The sequence below is a fragment of the Kitasatospora sp. NPDC091335 genome, assembly GCF_044757205.1.
In the GTDB taxonomy this organism is placed as follows: domain Bacteria; phylum Actinomycetota; class Actinomycetes; order Streptomycetales; family Streptomycetaceae; genus Kitasatospora.
Genome location: NZ_JBIVUM010000004.1, coordinates 189,023 through 203,883, shown reverse-complemented (window position 1 = coordinate 203,883; position 14,861 = coordinate 189,023). Strand labels below are relative to the sequence as shown.

The 14,861-nt window shown below is 73.9% G+C and carries 17 protein-coding genes; 7 read left to right on the top strand and 10 right to left on the bottom strand.

Annotated elements, in window-relative coordinates; translation table 11 throughout:
- Positions 1 to 24: 24 nt before the first annotated feature.
- The gene (locus ACIQOW_RS12390; protein WP_401083311.1) at positions 25 to 975 is read right to left on the bottom strand and encodes a DMT family transporter; all 951 of its coding nucleotides are present in this window, start codon (positions 973 to 975) and stop codon (positions 25 to 27) included.
- Between the two features lie 158 nt (positions 976 to 1,133).
- Here ACIQOW_RS12390 and ACIQOW_RS12385 point away from each other — a divergent pair, with 158 nt between their 5' ends.
- The 4 genes from ACIQOW_RS12385 (at position 1,134) to ACIQOW_RS12370 (ending at position 4,942) form a co-directional block, all read left to right on the top strand.
- Positions 1,134 to 1,673, top strand: coding sequence for a hypothetical protein (locus tag ACIQOW_RS12385; RefSeq protein ID WP_401083309.1), 540 nt, complete (start codon positions 1,134 to 1,136; stop codon positions 1,671 to 1,673).
- 128 nt (positions 1,674 to 1,801) lie between these two features.
- Entirely contained in the window at positions 1,802 to 3,100 is a 1,299-nt protein-coding gene (locus ACIQOW_RS12380; RefSeq protein ID WP_401083307.1) for a magnesium transporter MgtE N-terminal domain-containing protein, read from the top strand.
- 76 nt (positions 3,101 to 3,176) lie between these two features.
- Complete coding sequence (locus ACIQOW_RS12375) at positions 3,177 to 3,725, top strand: DUF1003 domain-containing protein (protein ID WP_401083737.1); 549 nt, start codon at positions 3,177 to 3,179, stop codon at positions 3,723 to 3,725.
- Between the two features lie 56 nt (positions 3,726 to 3,781).
- Positions 3,782 to 4,942: an Mrp/NBP35 family ATP-binding protein gene (locus ACIQOW_RS12370; protein ID WP_188295019.1), complete on the top strand. Its 1,161-nt coding sequence runs from the start codon at positions 3,782 to 3,784 to the stop codon at positions 4,940 to 4,942.
- A gap of 59 nt (positions 4,943 to 5,001) precedes the next feature.
- On the opposite strand, the gene ACIQOW_RS12365 is transcribed toward ACIQOW_RS12370, so the two are convergent.
- The 4 genes from ACIQOW_RS12365 to sigE all read right to left on the bottom strand — a co-directional run bounded on the left by ACIQOW_RS12365 (position 5,002) and on the right by sigE (position 8,265).
- Entirely contained in the window at positions 5,002 to 5,670 is a 669-nt protein-coding gene (locus ACIQOW_RS12365; protein ID WP_188295020.1) for a hypothetical protein, read from the bottom strand.
- Between the two features lie 267 nt (positions 5,671 to 5,937).
- On the bottom strand, positions 5,938 to 6,372 hold the full coding sequence (locus tag ACIQOW_RS12360; protein WP_401083303.1) for a sec-independent translocase: 435 nt from the start codon (positions 6,370 to 6,372) through the stop codon (positions 5,938 to 5,940).
- A gap of 160 nt (positions 6,373 to 6,532) precedes the next feature.
- Complete coding sequence (locus ACIQOW_RS12355) at positions 6,533 to 7,432, bottom strand: zf-HC2 domain-containing protein (protein WP_401083301.1); 900 nt, start codon at positions 7,430 to 7,432, stop codon at positions 6,533 to 6,535.
- 110 nt (positions 7,433 to 7,542) lie between these two features.
- Complete coding sequence (sigE, locus tag ACIQOW_RS12350; RefSeq protein ID WP_401083735.1) at positions 7,543 to 8,265, bottom strand: RNA polymerase sigma factor SigE; 723 nt, start codon at positions 8,263 to 8,265, stop codon at positions 7,543 to 7,545.
- A gap of 288 nt (positions 8,266 to 8,553) precedes the next feature.
- On the opposite strand from sigE, the gene ACIQOW_RS12345 reads away from it, so the two are divergent.
- Positions 8,554 to 9,186: an O-methyltransferase gene (locus ACIQOW_RS12345; RefSeq protein WP_188296514.1), complete on the top strand. Its 633-nt coding sequence runs from the start codon at positions 8,554 to 8,556 to the stop codon at positions 9,184 to 9,186.
- Between the two features lie 159 nt (positions 9,187 to 9,345).
- On the opposite strand, the gene ACIQOW_RS12340 is transcribed toward ACIQOW_RS12345, so the two are convergent.
- Positions 9,346 to 9,513 carry a DUF3117 domain-containing protein gene (locus ACIQOW_RS12340; protein WP_014137929.1) on the bottom strand — a complete coding sequence of 56 codons (168 nt, stop codon included), beginning with the start codon at positions 9,511 to 9,513 and terminating at the stop codon, positions 9,346 to 9,348.
- A 297-nt stretch (positions 9,514 to 9,810) separates the two neighbouring features.
- Between ACIQOW_RS12340 and ACIQOW_RS12335 the strand changes: the two genes are divergently transcribed.
- A complete protein-coding gene (locus ACIQOW_RS12335) occupies positions 9,811 to 10,611 on the top strand; it encodes an enoyl-CoA hydratase-related protein (RefSeq protein WP_401083299.1) in 801 nt (266 codons plus the stop codon).
- A 92-nt stretch (positions 10,612 to 10,703) separates the two neighbouring features.
- Here the strand turns inward: ACIQOW_RS12335 and ACIQOW_RS12330 are convergent, their stop codons facing one another.
- Together ACIQOW_RS12330 and ACIQOW_RS12325 are read right to left on the bottom strand one after the other, a co-directional pair.
- Positions 10,704 to 11,294, bottom strand: coding sequence for a DNA-3-methyladenine glycosylase I (locus tag ACIQOW_RS12330; protein WP_188296510.1), 591 nt, complete (start codon positions 11,292 to 11,294; stop codon positions 10,704 to 10,706).
- A complete protein-coding gene (locus ACIQOW_RS12325) occupies positions 11,291 to 11,731 on the bottom strand; it encodes a DivIVA domain-containing protein (RefSeq protein ID WP_188296509.1) in 441 nt (146 codons plus the stop codon). The genes ACIQOW_RS12330 and ACIQOW_RS12325 overlap by 4 nt, the downstream gene beginning before the upstream one ends.
- A 181-nt stretch (positions 11,732 to 11,912) precedes the next feature.
- Here ACIQOW_RS12325 and folP point away from each other — a divergent pair, with 181 nt between their 5' ends.
- Positions 11,913 to 12,725: a dihydropteroate synthase gene (folP, locus tag ACIQOW_RS12320; protein WP_401083733.1), complete on the top strand. Its 813-nt coding sequence runs from the start codon at positions 11,913 to 11,915 to the stop codon at positions 12,723 to 12,725.
- Between the two features lie 9 nt (positions 12,726 to 12,734).
- On the opposite strand, the gene ACIQOW_RS12315 is transcribed toward folP, so the two are convergent.
- Both ACIQOW_RS12315 and dapE read right to left on the bottom strand, forming a co-directional pair.
- Positions 12,735 to 13,544 (bottom strand): TIGR00730 family Rossman fold protein, encoded by an 810-nt coding sequence (locus ACIQOW_RS12315; RefSeq protein WP_401083296.1) that lies wholly within the window; start codon positions 13,542 to 13,544, stop codon positions 12,735 to 12,737.
- Positions 13,545 to 13,653: 109 nt separating this feature from the next.
- Positions 13,654 to 14,730, bottom strand: coding sequence for a succinyl-diaminopimelate desuccinylase (gene dapE, locus ACIQOW_RS12310; protein ID WP_401083294.1), 1,077 nt, complete (start codon positions 14,728 to 14,730; stop codon positions 13,654 to 13,656).
- Between the last annotated feature and the right edge of the window lie 131 nt (positions 14,731 to 14,861).

The following is a 14,861-nucleotide window of genomic DNA, read 5'->3' as shown; positions in this document are numbered from 1 at the left end:
GGCCGGGGCCGGGCACGACGGCGGTCAGCGCCGCCCGCCGCGGGCGACCAGGACCAGGCCGAGCAGGATCAGCACCATCGCCGGGTAGGCGGCCACCGGGGGCCACTGGCCCAGCCAGAGGGCGGCGATCAGGGCCGCGCCCGGGGTCTCCAGCAGGATCGCGGTGGAGGTGATGGACGGTCCGAGGTTGCGCACCACCCGGTTGGTCAGCGAGTGGCCGAGCAGTTGGGCGGTGACCATCAGCAGCACGATCTGCCACCACACCCCGGCGGACCACCCGGCCAGCGGCGTCCCGGCGGCCAGGCAGACCCCCAGCAGGACCACCGCCGTGGTGGCGTAGCAGACCAGGGTGTACGCGGTGGTGCTGACGGTCTTGCGGACCTCGGCGCCCAGCAGCACGTAGGCGGCGGAGGCCAGGCCCGCGGCGAGCGCGAGCGCGTCGCCGAGCAGCGCTTGCGGGGAGAGCGAGAGGTCCACGCCGGTCAGCACCAGTACGCCGGCGAAGGCGACGAACGTGCCGATCCAGACCGGCCGCGGCGCCCTGACCCCCATCAGCCGCATCAGCAGGATGGTCCACAGCGGGGTGGTGGTGACCAGGGCGGTGGCCGAGGCCACCGAGGTCATCCGCAGGCTGGGCATCCAGAGCGCGAAGTGCACGGCCAGCAGCGTCCCGGCGGCCACCGCGAGCAGCAGCGCCCGCCGGCCGATCCCGCGCAGTTCGGCGCGGTGGCGCAGCAGCGCGTACGGGCCGAGGGCGCCGACCGACATCGCGTTGCGCCAGAAGGCGATCGCCAGCGCGGGTGCGGCGGTGGCGCTGATCAGCGGGCCGGAGAAGGAGATGCCGCCGATCGCCACGGCGAGCAGCAGCAGGTCGAGGGTCGGGAGCGGATGCGGATGCGGGTGCGGGTGCGCCGGACGCGGGTCGGCGGTCGCGGGGTCGGCGGAGGGGGCGGTCGCGGGCCGGGCGGCGGGCACGGCGCTCCTTGCTGGTCACGAGGGGTGGGGCGGCGGCGGGGCGATAGTGGGGCGGTCATACGGTAAGGCCCGTGGTGCCGTAATGGAACTGTCGCCCGGAGGGTGAGACATCCGGACGACGGGGAGGCGGCCCCGGGGGAAGCCGTACGCTGTGCGCCATGGACCGTACGCCCGCCCCCGCGACCGCCGACGACTTCCTCGACCGGGCCCTGCTGGAGGAGGCCGCGAAGAAGTCCGGCCTGCTCTGGGTACGCGCGGACGGCCAGGAGCACGCCCGGCCGCTGTGGCACGCCTGGCACGACGGCGCGGTCGTGGTGGTCGGCGGGGGCGGCGAGCAGCCGCTGCACGGCCTGGAGCCGGGCACCGGGGCCACGGTCACCGTCCGCAGCAAGGACAAGGGCGGCCGGCTGACCGGCTGGAGCGCCCGGGTGGTCGAGCTCGCACCGGACGGCGAGGCCTGGCGGGGCGCCGTCGAGGAGCTCAGGGGCAAGCGGCTGAACGCGCCCGACACCGACGCCATCACCGACCGCTGGGCCCGCGAGTGCCGGGTGCTGCGACTGGAGCCGGCCGGCCCGCTCACCGAGCGCCCGGGGGCGATGCCGGACGGTTCGCACGGCGCGCGGCCGATGGCCACCCCGGCCACCACCCGCCGCCCGATCCCGGCCGGCCTGCCCAAACTGCTGTTCAAGCGCCGTTAAAGGTTCACGCCGAGGACTCGTCCGGCGGCTACCGTGCCACCGGGCCGGGCCCCGGACGCGCGGGTAGCCTTGGCCGCGAGTGCGCCCCCGGCGCATCCGGTACGGCGTCGAGCGAGTCGAGGGAGTCCATGGCAGGACCAGGCACCCGGGTCTTCATCTCCCATCTGTCCGCCATCGCCGTCTTCGACCCGAACGGCGACCAGGTCGGACGGGTCCGGGACGTGGTCGTGTCGCTGCGGCTCGGCGGCCGCCCGCCGCGCGTGCTGGGCCTGGTGGTCGAGGTGGTCGGCCGGCGCCGGATCTTCCTGCCGATGACCCGGGTGACCAGCCTGGAGTCCGGCCAGGTGCTCACCACCGGGGTGATCAACCTGCGCCGCTTCGAGCAGCGCCCGTCCGAGACCCTGGTGCTCGCCGAGCTGCTGGACCGCACCGTCACCTGGTCCAAGACCGGTGAGGGGGTCACCGTGCTGGACGTCGGCATGGTGCAGACCCGGCTGCGCGAGTGGGAGATCAGCAAGGTCTTCGTCCAGGTCGGCCGCGCCGGGAGGCTGCGCAAGGGCAAGGGCGAGCGGCTCACCCTGGACTGGCAGGACGTCACCGGTTTCTCGCTGCCGGAGCAGGACCAGGGCGCCGCCAACCTGCTGGCCACCTTCGAGCAGCTGCGTCCCGCCGACCTGGCCAGCGTGCTGCACCACCTGTCCGCCAAGCGCCGTGCCGAGGTGGCCGCCGCCCTCGACGACGAGCGGCTGGCCGACGTCCTGGAGGAGCTGCCCGAGGACGACCAGGTCGAGATCATCGGCAAGCTCCAGAAGGAGCGCGCCGCCGACGTCCTGGAGGCGATGGACCCGGACGACGCCGCCGACCTGCTCTCCGAACTGCCCGGCGACGAGGCCGAGCGGCTGCTCCAGCTGATGGAGCCGGACGAGGCCGCGCCGGTGCGCCGCCTGCTGTCGTACGAGGAGGACACCGCCGGCGGTCTGATGACCACCGAGCCGGTCGTCCTGGAGCCGGACGCGACGGTCGCCGAGGCGCTGGCCCGGGTCCGGGTCAGCGACCACAAGCCCGCCCTGGCCGCGCAGGTCTTCGTCTGCCGGCCGCCGAACGAGACCCCGACCGGCCGCTACCTGGGCACCGTGCACTTCCAGCGGCTGCTGCGCGAGCCCCCGTACGTCCTGGTCGGCTCGCTGGTGGACGACGACCTGGACCCGCTGCCGCCGGACACCCCGCTGTCGCTGATCACCAGCTACCTGGCGACCTACAACCTGGTCGCCGCGCCGGTCGTGGACGAGGCAGACCACCTGCTCGGCGCGGTGACCGTCGACGACGTGCTCGACCACCTGCTGCCGGACGACTGGCGCGACGCCGCGCTGCACGCCGACGACGAGACCCGCGACGACGACACGGAAGGGGTGACCGGTGGACGGTGACCGGAACGGACGGCCGGACGACTCCGCGCGCCGGCGCCTCCAGGGTGAACTCCGTCAGCTGCGCCAGCTGCGCGAGCTGCGCACCCGCGAAGGAGGCCGGGACCGGCGCGCGGAGACCACGCCGATCACCGGCACCGGCCGGGCCAGGCTCGACCAGCCCCGCACCGCCCGCCCCGGCCTGCTCTCGCTGCCCTCCTACGACCCGGAGGCGTTCGGCGTCCTGTCCGAGCGGATCGCCCGCTTCCTCGGCACCGGGCGGTTCATCGTCTGGATGACGGTGGTGGTGGTCGTCTGGATAGCGTGGAACACCCTGCTGCCGGCGAGCGTGCGCTTCGACGAGTACCCGTTCATCTTCCTGACCCTGGCGCTGTCGCTCCAGGCCTCGTACGCGGCCCCGCTGATCCTGCTGGCGCAGAACCGCCAGGACAACCGGGACCGGGTCAACATGGAGCAGGACCGGGCCCGCAGCGACCGCAACATCGCCGACACCGAGTACCTGACCCGCGAGGTCGCGGCCCTGCGGCACGGCCTCGGCGAGGTGGCCACCCGAGACTTCATCCGGTCCGAACTCCAGTCCCTGCTCAGGGAGATCGAGGAGCGCCGGGAGACCTCCGGCTCCCTGTAACCGGCGGCACGCTACCGGCAAGTCAAGGCAATCCGGCGGCGCCGTACCATCAAGGCATGGCCAACGAGACAGAGGTTGCGGCCGGCGTCACGGAGGAGTCCGTACGCCAGGCGCTGGCGACCGTCAACGACCCGGAGATCAACCGCCCGATCACCGAGATCGGCATGGTGAAATCGGTCGGGATCACCGAGGGCGGCGCGGTGCACGTCGCGGTCTACCTGACGGTCTCCGGCTGCCCGATGCGCGACACCATCGTCACCCGGGTGCGCGAGGCGGTCGGGAAGGTCCCCGGCGTGACCGGCGTCGAGGTCGAGCTCGACGTGATGAGCGACGAGCAGCGCAAGGAGCTGTCCCAGCTGCTGCGCGGCGGCGCCCCCGAGCGGGAGATCCCGTTCGCCAAGCCGGGCACGCTGACCCGGGTCTACGCCGTCGCCTCCGGCAAGGGCGGCGTCGGCAAGTCCTCGGTGACCGTGAACCTGGCGGCCGCGATGGCCGCGGACGGCCTGAAGGTCGCCGTGGTGGACGCCGACATCTACGGCCACAGCGTGCCGCGCATGCTGGGCGTCGAGGGACGGCCGACCCAGGTCCAGGACATGATCATGCCGCCGCAGGCGAACGGCGTGAAGGTCATCTCGATCGGCATGTTCACCCCGGGCAACGCCCCGGTGGTCTGGCGCGGCCCGATGCTGCACCGCGCGCTCCAGCAGTTCCTCGCCGACGTGTACTGGGGGGACCTGGACGTGCTGCTGCTGGACCTGCCGCCCGGCACCGGCGACATCGCGATCTCGGTGGCCCAGCTGGTCCCCAACGCGGAGATCCTGATCGTCACCACCCCGCAGATGGCCGCCGCCGAGGTGGCGGAGCGGGCCGGCACCATCGCGGTGCAGACCCACCAGAAGATCGTCGGCGTGATCGAGAACATGTCCGGCATGCCGTGCCCGCACTGCGACGAGATGATCGACGTGTTCGGCACCGGCGGCGGCCGGATCGTCGCGGACGCGCTCACCCGCACCGTCGGCGCGACCGTCCCGGTGCTCGGCTCGATCCCGATCGACGTCCGGCTGCGCGAGGGCGGCGACGACGGCCGCCCGGTCGTGCTCGCCGCACCCGACTCCCCGGCCGGCGCCGCCCTGCGCGCGGTGGCCGGCAAGCTCGGCGGCCGCCAGCGAGGGCTGTCGGGGATGTCGCTGGGCCTGACGCCCAGGAACAAGTTCTGAGGCGGTGACCGACGAGGGGCCGGGTGACCACCCGGCCCCTCGTCGTACCGCCACGGGCCCTACGGCCGGGTGTAGGCGGCCAGTTCCGGGACGGTGGAGAAGCCGATGCCGTAGGCGCTGACGCCGCGGCCGTAGGCGCCCAGCAGGACGCCGGGGGCCTCGCCCGCCAGCACCCAGCCGTACTCGGACTCGCGGTAGCGGAAGGGCTGCGGCAGGCCGTTGACGGGCAGGCTGAGGGTGGACCAGCCGGGGCCCGCCAGGTCGTCGGCGAGGTCCCAGGCGAGGCTGCTCTGCTGGTCCAGCCAGTCCTGTCGCAGCGCGCGGTCCAGCTGCCCCGGCCAGGTCGCGGCGAGCAGGCCGGAGCCGGCCAGCCAGGCGGCGGAGGAGGCGGAGGTCGCCTCCAGGGTGCCGGTGTTGTCGGCGCTGCGGCGGCTGTCCCGGCGGGCCACGGTGACCACGACGGCGAACTTCCGCACGTCGCGCGGCTCGTACCGCTGGGCCGGCTCCTCGCCGTGGCCGAGCGAGCCGTAGTCGACACTGCCCGCGGCCCGGCCGCCGGCGCCGGCCTGCACCAGGAAGCGGCGGCCGGTCCAGCCCTCGTCCAGCCCGTACCAGGGAAAGTCGGCGGACAGGTAGGGCACCAGTGGGTCCGCCGGACGGGCCTGCCCGCCGACCACCGGGCCACCGGCCGTGGCCGTCGCCCCTCCCGCCTGACTCGTCGCGTCCATCCCCGGGCCTCCTCAAACACACGTTTGCCTGCCGTGGCGCGCTCCCATGGTGGCGCACCGCGGCGTTCCCCGGAGCCGTTCCTGGTCCGCGACGGGTCGCGATGTGACGGACGGCTCAGCGGGAACAATCAGCACAATAGCGGCGCACGAGCCGCCGCCCCGCTCAGCCGGGTGGCCGGGCGGGGCGGCGGCGCGGTTCCGGGCACCGTGCGCGGCGTGCCGGCGCGCTGCCGGAGCGCCGCGCGCGACGCGGACCGGCGGCGCGGATCAGGTGGCGTCGGGGTCGAACGGGGGCCGCTCGCCGGGCGCCAGCGGGGCCCCGGCGGAGGCGGGGGCCGGCTCGGACTTCTCGAAGCTGACGCTGCCGCTGCGGCCGTTCACCGGCGCCGCCGGCTTGTCGTCCAGGACGGAGCGGATGTCCAGCGAGTCCTTCATGTCCTTGAGGCCCAGCGGGTCCTCCTGGTCGCCCATGAGCTGCTTGCGGACGAAGGTCTTGGGGTTGAGGTCCTCGAACTCGAAGTCCTGGAACTCGGGGCCCAGCTCGCTGCGGATGTCCTCCTTCGCGTTGTCGGCGAAGGAGCGGATCTTCCGGACGACGTTCATGGTGTCCTGGATCAGCTTCGGCAGTTTGTCCGGACCGAAGATGATGATCGCCATCACGACCAGGGTCAGGACCTCCAGCCCGCTTACGTCGCTGAACACCCTTTGCTCCCTAGCTCGTCGGACGACGGTTCCTACAGGGTAATGGCCACCGGCGAGTCCCTGGTCCACGCTGGGATGAAGCCGTGGTAAAGACCTGCTGGTGGCCGAGGCCGTGCGGACGAACGGTCGAGGGCCTGTGCCCGGTCCTTCGAGGGCCGCTCTACCGGGTCTGCTGGCGCAGCGCGGCCACGCCGCCCGGGTAGCGCTCGGGGGAGCCCGACGGGGTCGCCTCGCGGGTCGCGGCGACCGGTCGGCCGGGGAAGTCCACCGGGACCTGCGCGTTCATCGGGACGAGGCCGCCACCGCGGCCGCTCCCGGCCCCGGGCGGGCTGACGGTGGTGCCGTGGCGCTCCTCGCCCTGCGGGGTGAGCCCGCCGACGCCGCCGAGCGTCACCGCGGCGACGGAGAAGGCTCCCGCGGCGGCGAAGACCAGCCGGCGGCCGCGGGCGGGGGCACGGAACGCGGTCGCGGACGGCTCCGGACGGGCCGGGGCGTCGGCGGTGGGTTCGGGACGGCCGGAGCGCCGGCCCATCAGCGGCCGCAGCACCGCGCCGCGGCCGAAGGCGCGCGGGTCGACCCCGGGCAGCGGGGAGTCGGCGCCGAGCGCGCCGGCGCCGAAGGAGGCCCCGGCACCGCGGCCGAAGGAGCCGCCGTCGAGCCGGCTGCCGCCGAGCGTGCCGGTGGCGGCGACCCCGCCGCCGGGCAGGTCGTCGTCGTCATCGCGGCGGCCGCGCCCGGCCTGCCAGTCGTGGTCGGCCGGGGCGTCCTCGGGCAGGTTGCCGACGGCCATCAGGCGGGCCATCAGCCCGGCGGACGGGCCGGGCGTGCCGGTGCGGGTCAGCAGGTGCTTGACGGCGCGGCCCTCGTCGGCCTCGGCGAGGCACTGCGGGCAGGTCGCCAGGTGGGCCTGGACCCGGTCGCGCGAGTCGTGGCCGAGTTCGCCGTCCAGGAAGCCGGAGAGGCGCTCGCCGAGGTGGTGCTCCTCGACGGCGGGTGCGGCGGGGCGGACGGGAAGCGCGTGCAGCGCCGAGTCCGCGGGCAGCGCCACCGGGGGCAGCACGGGCTCACCGGGTTCGTCGCCTCCGCGACGGCCCGGCAGGCCCCAGCTCCGTCGGGTCGGAGGCCGGTCGGACGGGTCCGACCGGTCCGAACCGGACCGGCTGGTTCCGCTCACGACCGCCTCCGTCCGCGCCCACCGGGCGCGACCGCGGCCTCGACCGCGCCGACACCGACGGGCACCGGCTCCTCCGAGCCGCCGCGGCGCTCACGGCCGGGGGCCGAGCCGGGGGCGCGGTGCTTGAGCGCGGCGCGCAGGTGCGAACGGCCGCGGTGGATGCGACTGCGGACGGTGCCGAGCTTGACACCCAGCGTGGCGGCGATCTCCTCGTAGGACAGGCCCTCGATGTCGCAGAGCACCACGGCGGCGCGGAACTCCGGGGCGAGGGTGTCCAGGGCGTGCTGCACGTCGGCGTCGAAGTGGGTGTCGCTGAAGTGCTGGGCCGGGCTGGGCTCGCGGGAGGCGAGCCGCTCGGCCGCGTCCTCGCCGAGCGCGTCGAAGCGGATGCGCTGGCGGCGGCGGACCATGTCCAGGAACAGGTTGGTGGTGATCCGGTGCAGCCAGCCCTCGAACGTGCCGGGGGTGTAGGTCGACAGCGAACGGAACACCCGGACGAAGACCTCCTGGGTGAGGTCCTCGGCGTCGTGCTGGTTCCCCGTCAGTCGGTAGGCGAGCCGGTAGACGCGGGCGCTGTGCGCCTCGACGATCTCCTCCCAGGTGGGCGGAGTCCAGGTCTGCGCGTCGGGACCCTCGGTGAAGGTCGCGAGGGCGGGCGCCTCGGTGGCCGGCGTCGCGGCGACGGGCTGGTCCAGGTCGGAGTGCGCAGGCTGGTTCATCACGGGCTTCGGCGTACGGGCTGACGCGGTGCCGCGGGGGTGCCGCCGCACAGGGACGTCGCCCTCGGCCACACCTCCTCGGTCGGCTCTTCTGCCCAGCAGGGCCACCACCATATCCACCTCACCCGTCAAGCCCGGATAAAAGTGCCCGGGAGGACTTCCGCACCCGGTCCGTCATGACAACGGCCCGCCGCCGTACGCAGTTCCCGGTCGGCCAGTAACCTGTGCCAGGAAATATCGACATCCTTCGGCACCGGGTCGCCGCCCGGAGCTCCGGAAGAGGCAGCCATCAGCGAGTTCGGGCCCGCACGCGCGGCTCTCGCCGACACCTACGTGGGCGAGGACGCGGTGCTGACCTACGCCCGGGCACAGTCCGCGCGGACCGGGATACGGGCGATCGGGCCGAGCGGAGGGGCCTGCCTACGGCTGCTCGCGGCCGCGCTGGACGCCAAGGCGGTGGCCGAGATCGGCACCGGCACCGGGGTGTCCGGGGTCTACCTGCTGCGCGGGATGCGGCCGGACGGCGTGCTCACCACCGTCGACTCGGAGCCGGTGCGCCAGCAGCTGGCCCGCGAGGCGTACCAGGCGGCCGGGTTCGCGGCCAACCGCTCCAGGTTCATACCGGGCCGGGCGCTGGAGGTGCTGCCCCGGCTCGCCGACGGCCAGTACGACCTGGTGTTCTGCGACGGCGATCCGGCCGAGTCCTGCGAGTACCTGCTGGAGGCGCTGCGGCTGCTGCGGCCGGGCGGGATGGTCTGCTTCGAGGGGGTCTTCCAGGAGGGCCGGCTGGCCGAGCCAGACCTCCAGGACCCGCAGACCGGGGCGGTCAGGGACCTGGTCAGGGACGTGCGGGAGAGCGAGGCCCTGCTGCCGGCGCTGCTGCCGGTGTCGGACGGGCTGCTCTGCGCCATCAAGCGCTGAGCGGCCGCCGAGAGGCCGCCGGGCAGCCCCTGTGCGGCCGTTCCGGGGCCGTGGGCCACCGGGCCCCGGCGGGGCGGAAAACGCGCGGGCCCGGGCCGACGTGACGTCGTACCCGGGCCCGGCTGCACATCCCCAGGAGATGGCGAGCACCTGCTGCGGTCAGCCGCAGGCCTTCTTCAGGGCCTCGCCGAGGGCGTCGGCCTCGTCAGGCGTGAGCTCCACCACAAGGCGTCCGCCGCCTTCGAGCGGAACGCGCATGATGATGCCCCGCCCCTCTTTGGTGACTTCGAGCGGGCCGTCACCCGTCCGCGGCTTCATGGCCGCCATGCTCGTTCCCCTTCCTGCAACCGCTCAGCTACGCACCGGCAGTCCGTCCACCGCCGGTATCGAACGCATTGATCGGAAGCCATTATCCCGCATGCCACGGGCTGATGACCAACATCACTCTCGGTGCAACCACGGCCGGACCGCCCCCAACCGTCGCAATTCATGTCATAAGCCCCGGCGTGGCGGCGGTGCGGACGCCACGGGAAGGTGCGATACCTCACACTCCCCAGGCCCCCGCGTGCTCCGGCATCCTGACACACACGACTGACACCGCCACGACCCCGGGAGCCCTCACCCATGTCCGATTCCGTGCAGTACGAGCTGGACGGCGGCCTCGCCGTCATCACCATCAACCGCCCGGAGGCGATGAACGCCCTCGACGTGGCCACCAAGGTCGCGCTGCGCGACACCGTGACCGCGGCGGCCGACGACCCGGCGGTGCGGGCCGTGCTGCTGACCGGGGCGGGCGAGCGGGCGTTCTGCGTCGGGCAGGACCTGAACGAGCACCTGGCCATGCTGAATCGGGCCGAGGAGACCGGCGAGGGAGCGCTGCGGACCGTCGCCGAGCACTACAACCCGCTGGTGCGGGCGCTGGCCGGGATGCGCAAGCCGACCGTCGCCGCGGTCGGCGGGGTGGCGGCCGGCGCGGGTGCCTCGCTCGCCTTCGCCTGCGACTTCCGCGTCCTCTCCGACCGGGCCGGCTTCAACACCGCCTTCACCGGGATCGGGCTGACCGCCGACTCGGGCGCCTCCTGGACGCTGCCCCGGCTGGTCGGGCACGCCAGGGCGACCGAGCTGCTGATGCTGCCCCGGACGGTGAAGGCCGCCGAGGCGATGGAGCTGGGCCTGGCCACCAAGGTGGTGCCGGCCGGGGAACTCGCCGCCACCGCACGGGTCTTCGCCCGCGAGCTGGCCGAGGGCCCGACCGTCGCCTACGGCGCCGTCAAGGAGTCGCTGGCGTACGGCGCCTCCCACTCGCTGGACGAACTCCTCGACAAGGAGGACGAGTTGCAGACACTGGCCGGCGAGAGCGAGGACCACAGGATCGCGGTGCGCGCCTTCATCGCCAAGGAGAAGCCGACGTACCTGGGCCGTTGACGCACCCGGGCCGTTGACGCACCCGGGCCGTTGACGCACCCGGGCCGCCGACGGCCTCGGCGGGTCCGGGCCGGCCGGCCCGGACCCGGTGGTCAGCCCCGGGCGCCGGTCCGGACGTGGCAGTCCGCCAGGTGGTCGTCGACCAGCCCGCAGGCCTGCATCAGGGCGTAGGCGGTGGTCGGGCCGACGAAGCGGAAGCCCTCCTTCTTCAACGCCTTCGCCAGCGCCGTCGACTCGGGCGTGACGGCCGGCACCTCGCCCAGGGCGCGGGGGGCCGGCCGGCCGGGCTCCGGGGCGAACCCCCAGATCAGCGCGTCCAGGCCGCCCTCCAGGTCGCGGGCGACCCGCGCGTTGGAGATCGCCGCCTCGATCTTGGCCCGGTTGCGGATGATGCCCGGATCGGCGAGCAGGCGCTCCTGCTCCGCCTCGCCGAACTCGGCGACCTTGGCGATCTCGAAGCCCGCGAACGCGGCCCGGAAGCCCTCGCGGCGGCGCAGGATGGTCAGCCAGGACAGTCCGGACTGGAAGGCCTCCAGGCTGACCCGCTCGAACAGCGCGTCGTCGCCGTGCACCGGGCGGCCCCACTCGGTGTCGTGGTAGAAGCGGTAGTCCTCGGGGGAGTCGCCCCAGCCGCAGCGGCGCAGGCCGTCCGCGCCGAGCACCGCGCCGTCCGCCGCCGTCACCGGTCCCGCCCCGGCTTCGCGTCCTCGGGGGTCTGCTCCCCGGCCGGCTGCTTGGTGAGCGCCACGGCCGGCTCGACCACCTGGGCGAACTCCTCCAGGCCGGGCAGCGGTTCGGCCGCCGGGTCGGGGGCGGCGGTCGCCTCGACGGCGCCGCGCAGGTGGGCGGCGGCCTCCAGCTCGGCGATCCGCGCGTCGCGGTAGGCGAGTTCGGCACCGAGGCGGTCCAGGACGTCGTCCACCTCGTCCATCCGGTAGCCGCGCAGCGCCATCGGCAGGCGCAGTTCGTCCACGTCCGCCTTGCCCAGCGGGCGGTCCTGCGGCAGCCGTGCGGAGACGCGGTCCGGTGCCGCCTCCGGCATCGAACCTCCCCCGCCGAGCGCCACCAGGGCGGCACCGCCGACCACCACGGCCATGGCGACCACGATCACCCAGAACACGAGCTGTCCTCCCGAACTCCCGGCCGGTCCGCTATGAGGTGGCAGGGAACCACACTGATCATGACAGCATGGTCCCTTAGTGAGGCCGGGGGCCATCATCGCACCCGCAGGAGCTGTGGAGGAGACATCGGTGGCACTGCGCCTGGGACCGCGGGAATTCGGTGACGACGAGCTGGTGATCATGGCGATCGTCAACCGGACGCCGGACTCGTTCTTCGACAGGGGTGCGACCTTCGCCGACGAGGCCGCCTTCGCCGCCGCGGACCGGGCGATGGCCGAGGGCGCGGCGATCCTGGACATCGGCGGGGTGAAGGCGGGGCCCGGCGACGAGGTCACCGTCGAGGAGGAACTGCGGCGCACCGTGCCCTTCGTGGCCGAGCTGCGCAAGCGCCACCCCGAGGCGGTGATCAGCGTGGACACCTGGCGGCACGAGGTCGGCGAGGCGGTCTGCGAGGTCGGCGCCGACCTGCTGAACGACGCCTGGGGCGGGGTGGACCCGAAGCTCGCCGAGGTCGCCGCCCGGCACGGAGCCGGGCTGGTCTGCACCCACGCCGGCGGTGCCGAGCCCCGCACCCGGCCGCACCGGACCGGGTACGAGGACGTGATGGCGGACATCCTGCGGGTGACCGTGGGGCTGGCCGAGCGCGCGGTGGAGCTGGGCGTACGGCGGGACGCGGTGATCATCGACCCGGGCCACGACTTCGGCAAGAACACCCGGCACTCGCTGGAGGCCACCCGGCGGCTGCCGGAGATGACCGCGACTGGCTTCCCGGTGCTGGTCTCGCTCTCCAACAAGGACTTCGTCGGCGAGACCCTGGACAAGCCGGTGAACGAGCGGCTGCTCGGCACCCTGGCCACCACGGCGGTCTCCGCCTGGCTGGGCGCGCAGGTCTACCGGGTGCACCAGGTCGAGCAGACCCGCCAGGTGCTGGACATGGTCGCCTCGATCCGGGGCACCCGCCCCCCGGCGGTCGCCCGCCGGGGGCTGGCCTAGGGCTCGGGCCTAGATCTCGTTCGCGGGCCGGCGGGCGTCGGCGAGGATCTTCATGACCTCGTCGATCTCGTCGGTGACGTGGAACAGCTCCAGGTCGTGCGGGGCCGCCTTGCCCTGCGCGACCAGGGTGTCCTTCAGCCACTCGTAGAGGCCGCCCCAGTACGCGCTGCCGAAGAGGATCACCGGGAAGCGGGTGACCTTCTTCGTCTGCACCAGGGTGAGCGCCTCGAACAGCTCGTCCAGCGTGCCGAGGCCGCCGGGCAGGACCACGAAGCCCTGCGAGTACTTCACGAACATCGTCTTGCGGACGAAGAAGTAACGGAAGTTCAGCCCCAGGTCGACGAACTCGTTGAGGCCCTGCTCGAAGGGCAGCTCGATGCCGAGCCCGACGCTGAGCCCGCCCGCCTCGGAGGCGCCGCGGTTGGCCGCCTCCATCGCGCCCGGGCCGCCACCGGTGATCACCGCGTAGCCGGCCTCGGCGAGGGCCCGGCCGATGGCCGTACCCGCCTCGTACTCCGGCGAGTCGGCCGGGGTCCTGGCGGAGCCGAAGACGCTGATCGCGGGCGGGAGTTCGGCGAGGGCGCCGAAGCCCTCGACGAACTCGGAGGTGATCCGCAGCACCCGCCACGGGTCGGTGTGCAGCCAGTCGGTGGGGCCGGTGGTGTCCAGCAGGCGCTGGTCCGTGGTGCTCGTGCCGACCTGGTCCCGGCGCACCAGCACCGGGCCCTTCTGCTTCTCGGGCCAGGCCTTCTTCTTCCGCGGCACCCCGACCTGCTCGGGACCGTGGCCGTAGTGCTTCTCGTCTCCTGTGCCTGTCATGACGAAACCCTACGCCCGCCTTCCCCCGTTTTCAGGCAACGGGGGAAGGTCGGTTGGGCAACCGGAAGGTGGCGTTCGACCGCGGGCCGGCCGAGCCGGGCCGCCCGGCTCAGCCGGTCAGCCAGGCGCGCAGCCGCTCCTCGGCCTCGGCGATGGCGCTCAGCGAGCAGTGCTCCTCCCGCTTGTGCGCGAGGTTCGGGTCGCCGGGCCCGTAGTTGACCGCGGGGACGCCGAGCGTGCTGAACCTGGCGACGTCGGTCCAGCCGAACTTGGCCCTGGCCTGGCCGCCGGTGGCCGCCAGGAAGGCCTGGGCGGCCGGCTGGGCGAGACCGGGCAGGGCGCCCGCGGCGAAGTCGGTGACCACCACCTCGAAGCCCGCGAAGACCTCCTGCACGTGCTTCCTCGCGTCCGCCTCGTCGCGGTCCGGGGCGAAGCGGAAGTTGACCGTGACGACGCACTCGTCCGGGATCACGTTGCCGGCCACGCCGCCGTCGATCCGGACCGCGTTCAGGCCCTCGCGGTACTCCAGGCCGTCGATCTCCACCCGGCGCGGCCGGTAGTTCTCCAGTCGGGTGAGCACCTCGGCGGCGTGGTGGATGGCGTTGTCGCCGAGCCAGCTGCGGGCCGAGTGGGCGCGCACGCCGGTGAGCCTGACCTGCGCCCGCAGGGTGCCCTGGCAGCCGCCCTCGACCATGCCCCCGCTCGGCTCCATCAGCACCGCGAAGTCGCCGGCCAGCAGCTCCGGGCGGTCCTTGGCCAGGTGGCCCAGGCCGTTGCGGCTGGCCTCCACCTCCTCGCAGTCGTAGAAGACGAAGGTGAGGTCGCGGTTGGGCTCGGTCAGGCCGGCGGCCAGCCGCAGCTGGACGGCCACCCCGGACTTCATGTCCGTGGTGCCGCAGCCGTACAGCAGGTCCCCCTCGACGCGGGAGGGGAGGTTGTCGGCGATCGGCACGGTGTCCAGGTGGCCGGCCAGCACGACGCGTTCGGCGCGGCCCAGGTTCGTCCGGGCCACCACGTTGTTGCCGTGACGGTCCACGGTGAGGTGCGGGTAGCCGCGCAGGGCGGCCTCCACGGCGTCGGCGAGCGCCTGCTCGTCGCCGCTCACCGAGGGGAAGTCGACGAGCCTGGCGGTCAGCGTGCCGCCGTCGAGAGTGAGGTCCAGGGGCGTCGGGTTCGGGCTGCTCATGGGCGCCAGCCTAGTCCGCGCGGGGCGGCCGCCCGGTGACCCGGACCGGCCTCACCGCCCGGACCGGGGGGCGCTCCGGAGGAGAGCGGGCGGGCAATCGGCAACCGGGGGGCGCCGCACATCCGTCCGAG

Coding starts and splice junctions, on each gene's coding strand:
- sigE (WP_401083735.1), bottom strand. CDS start 8,265: ATGAACCAGCCTGCGCACTCCGACCTGGACCAGCCCGTCGCCGCGACG.
- ACIQOW_RS12385 (WP_401083309.1), top strand. CDS start 1,134: ATGGACCGTACGCCCGCCCCCGCGACCGCCGACGACTTCCTCGACCGG.
- ACIQOW_RS12370 (WP_188295019.1), top strand. CDS start 3,782: ATGGCCAACGAGACAGAGGTTGCGGCCGGCGTCACGGAGGAGTCCGTA.
- ACIQOW_RS12335 (WP_401083299.1), top strand. CDS start 9,811: ATGTCCGATTCCGTGCAGTACGAGCTGGACGGCGGCCTCGCCGTCATC.
- ACIQOW_RS12340 (WP_014137929.1), bottom strand. CDS start 9,513: ATGGCGGCCATGAAGCCGCGGACGGGTGACGGCCCGCTCGAAGTCACC.
- ACIQOW_RS12380 (WP_401083307.1), top strand. CDS start 1,802: ATGGCAGGACCAGGCACCCGGGTCTTCATCTCCCATCTGTCCGCCATC.
- folP (WP_401083733.1), top strand. CDS start 11,913: ATGGCGATCGTCAACCGGACGCCGGACTCGTTCTTCGACAGGGGTGCG.
- ACIQOW_RS12365 (WP_188295020.1), bottom strand. CDS start 5,670: ATGGACGCGACGAGTCAGGCGGGAGGGGCGACGGCCACGGCCGGTGGC.
- dapE (WP_401083294.1), bottom strand. CDS start 14,730: ATGAGCAGCCCGAACCCGACGCCCCTGGACCTCACTCTCGACGGCGGC.
- ACIQOW_RS12315 (WP_401083296.1), bottom strand. CDS start 13,544: ATGACAGGCACAGGAGACGAGAAGCACTACGGCCACGGTCCCGAGCAG.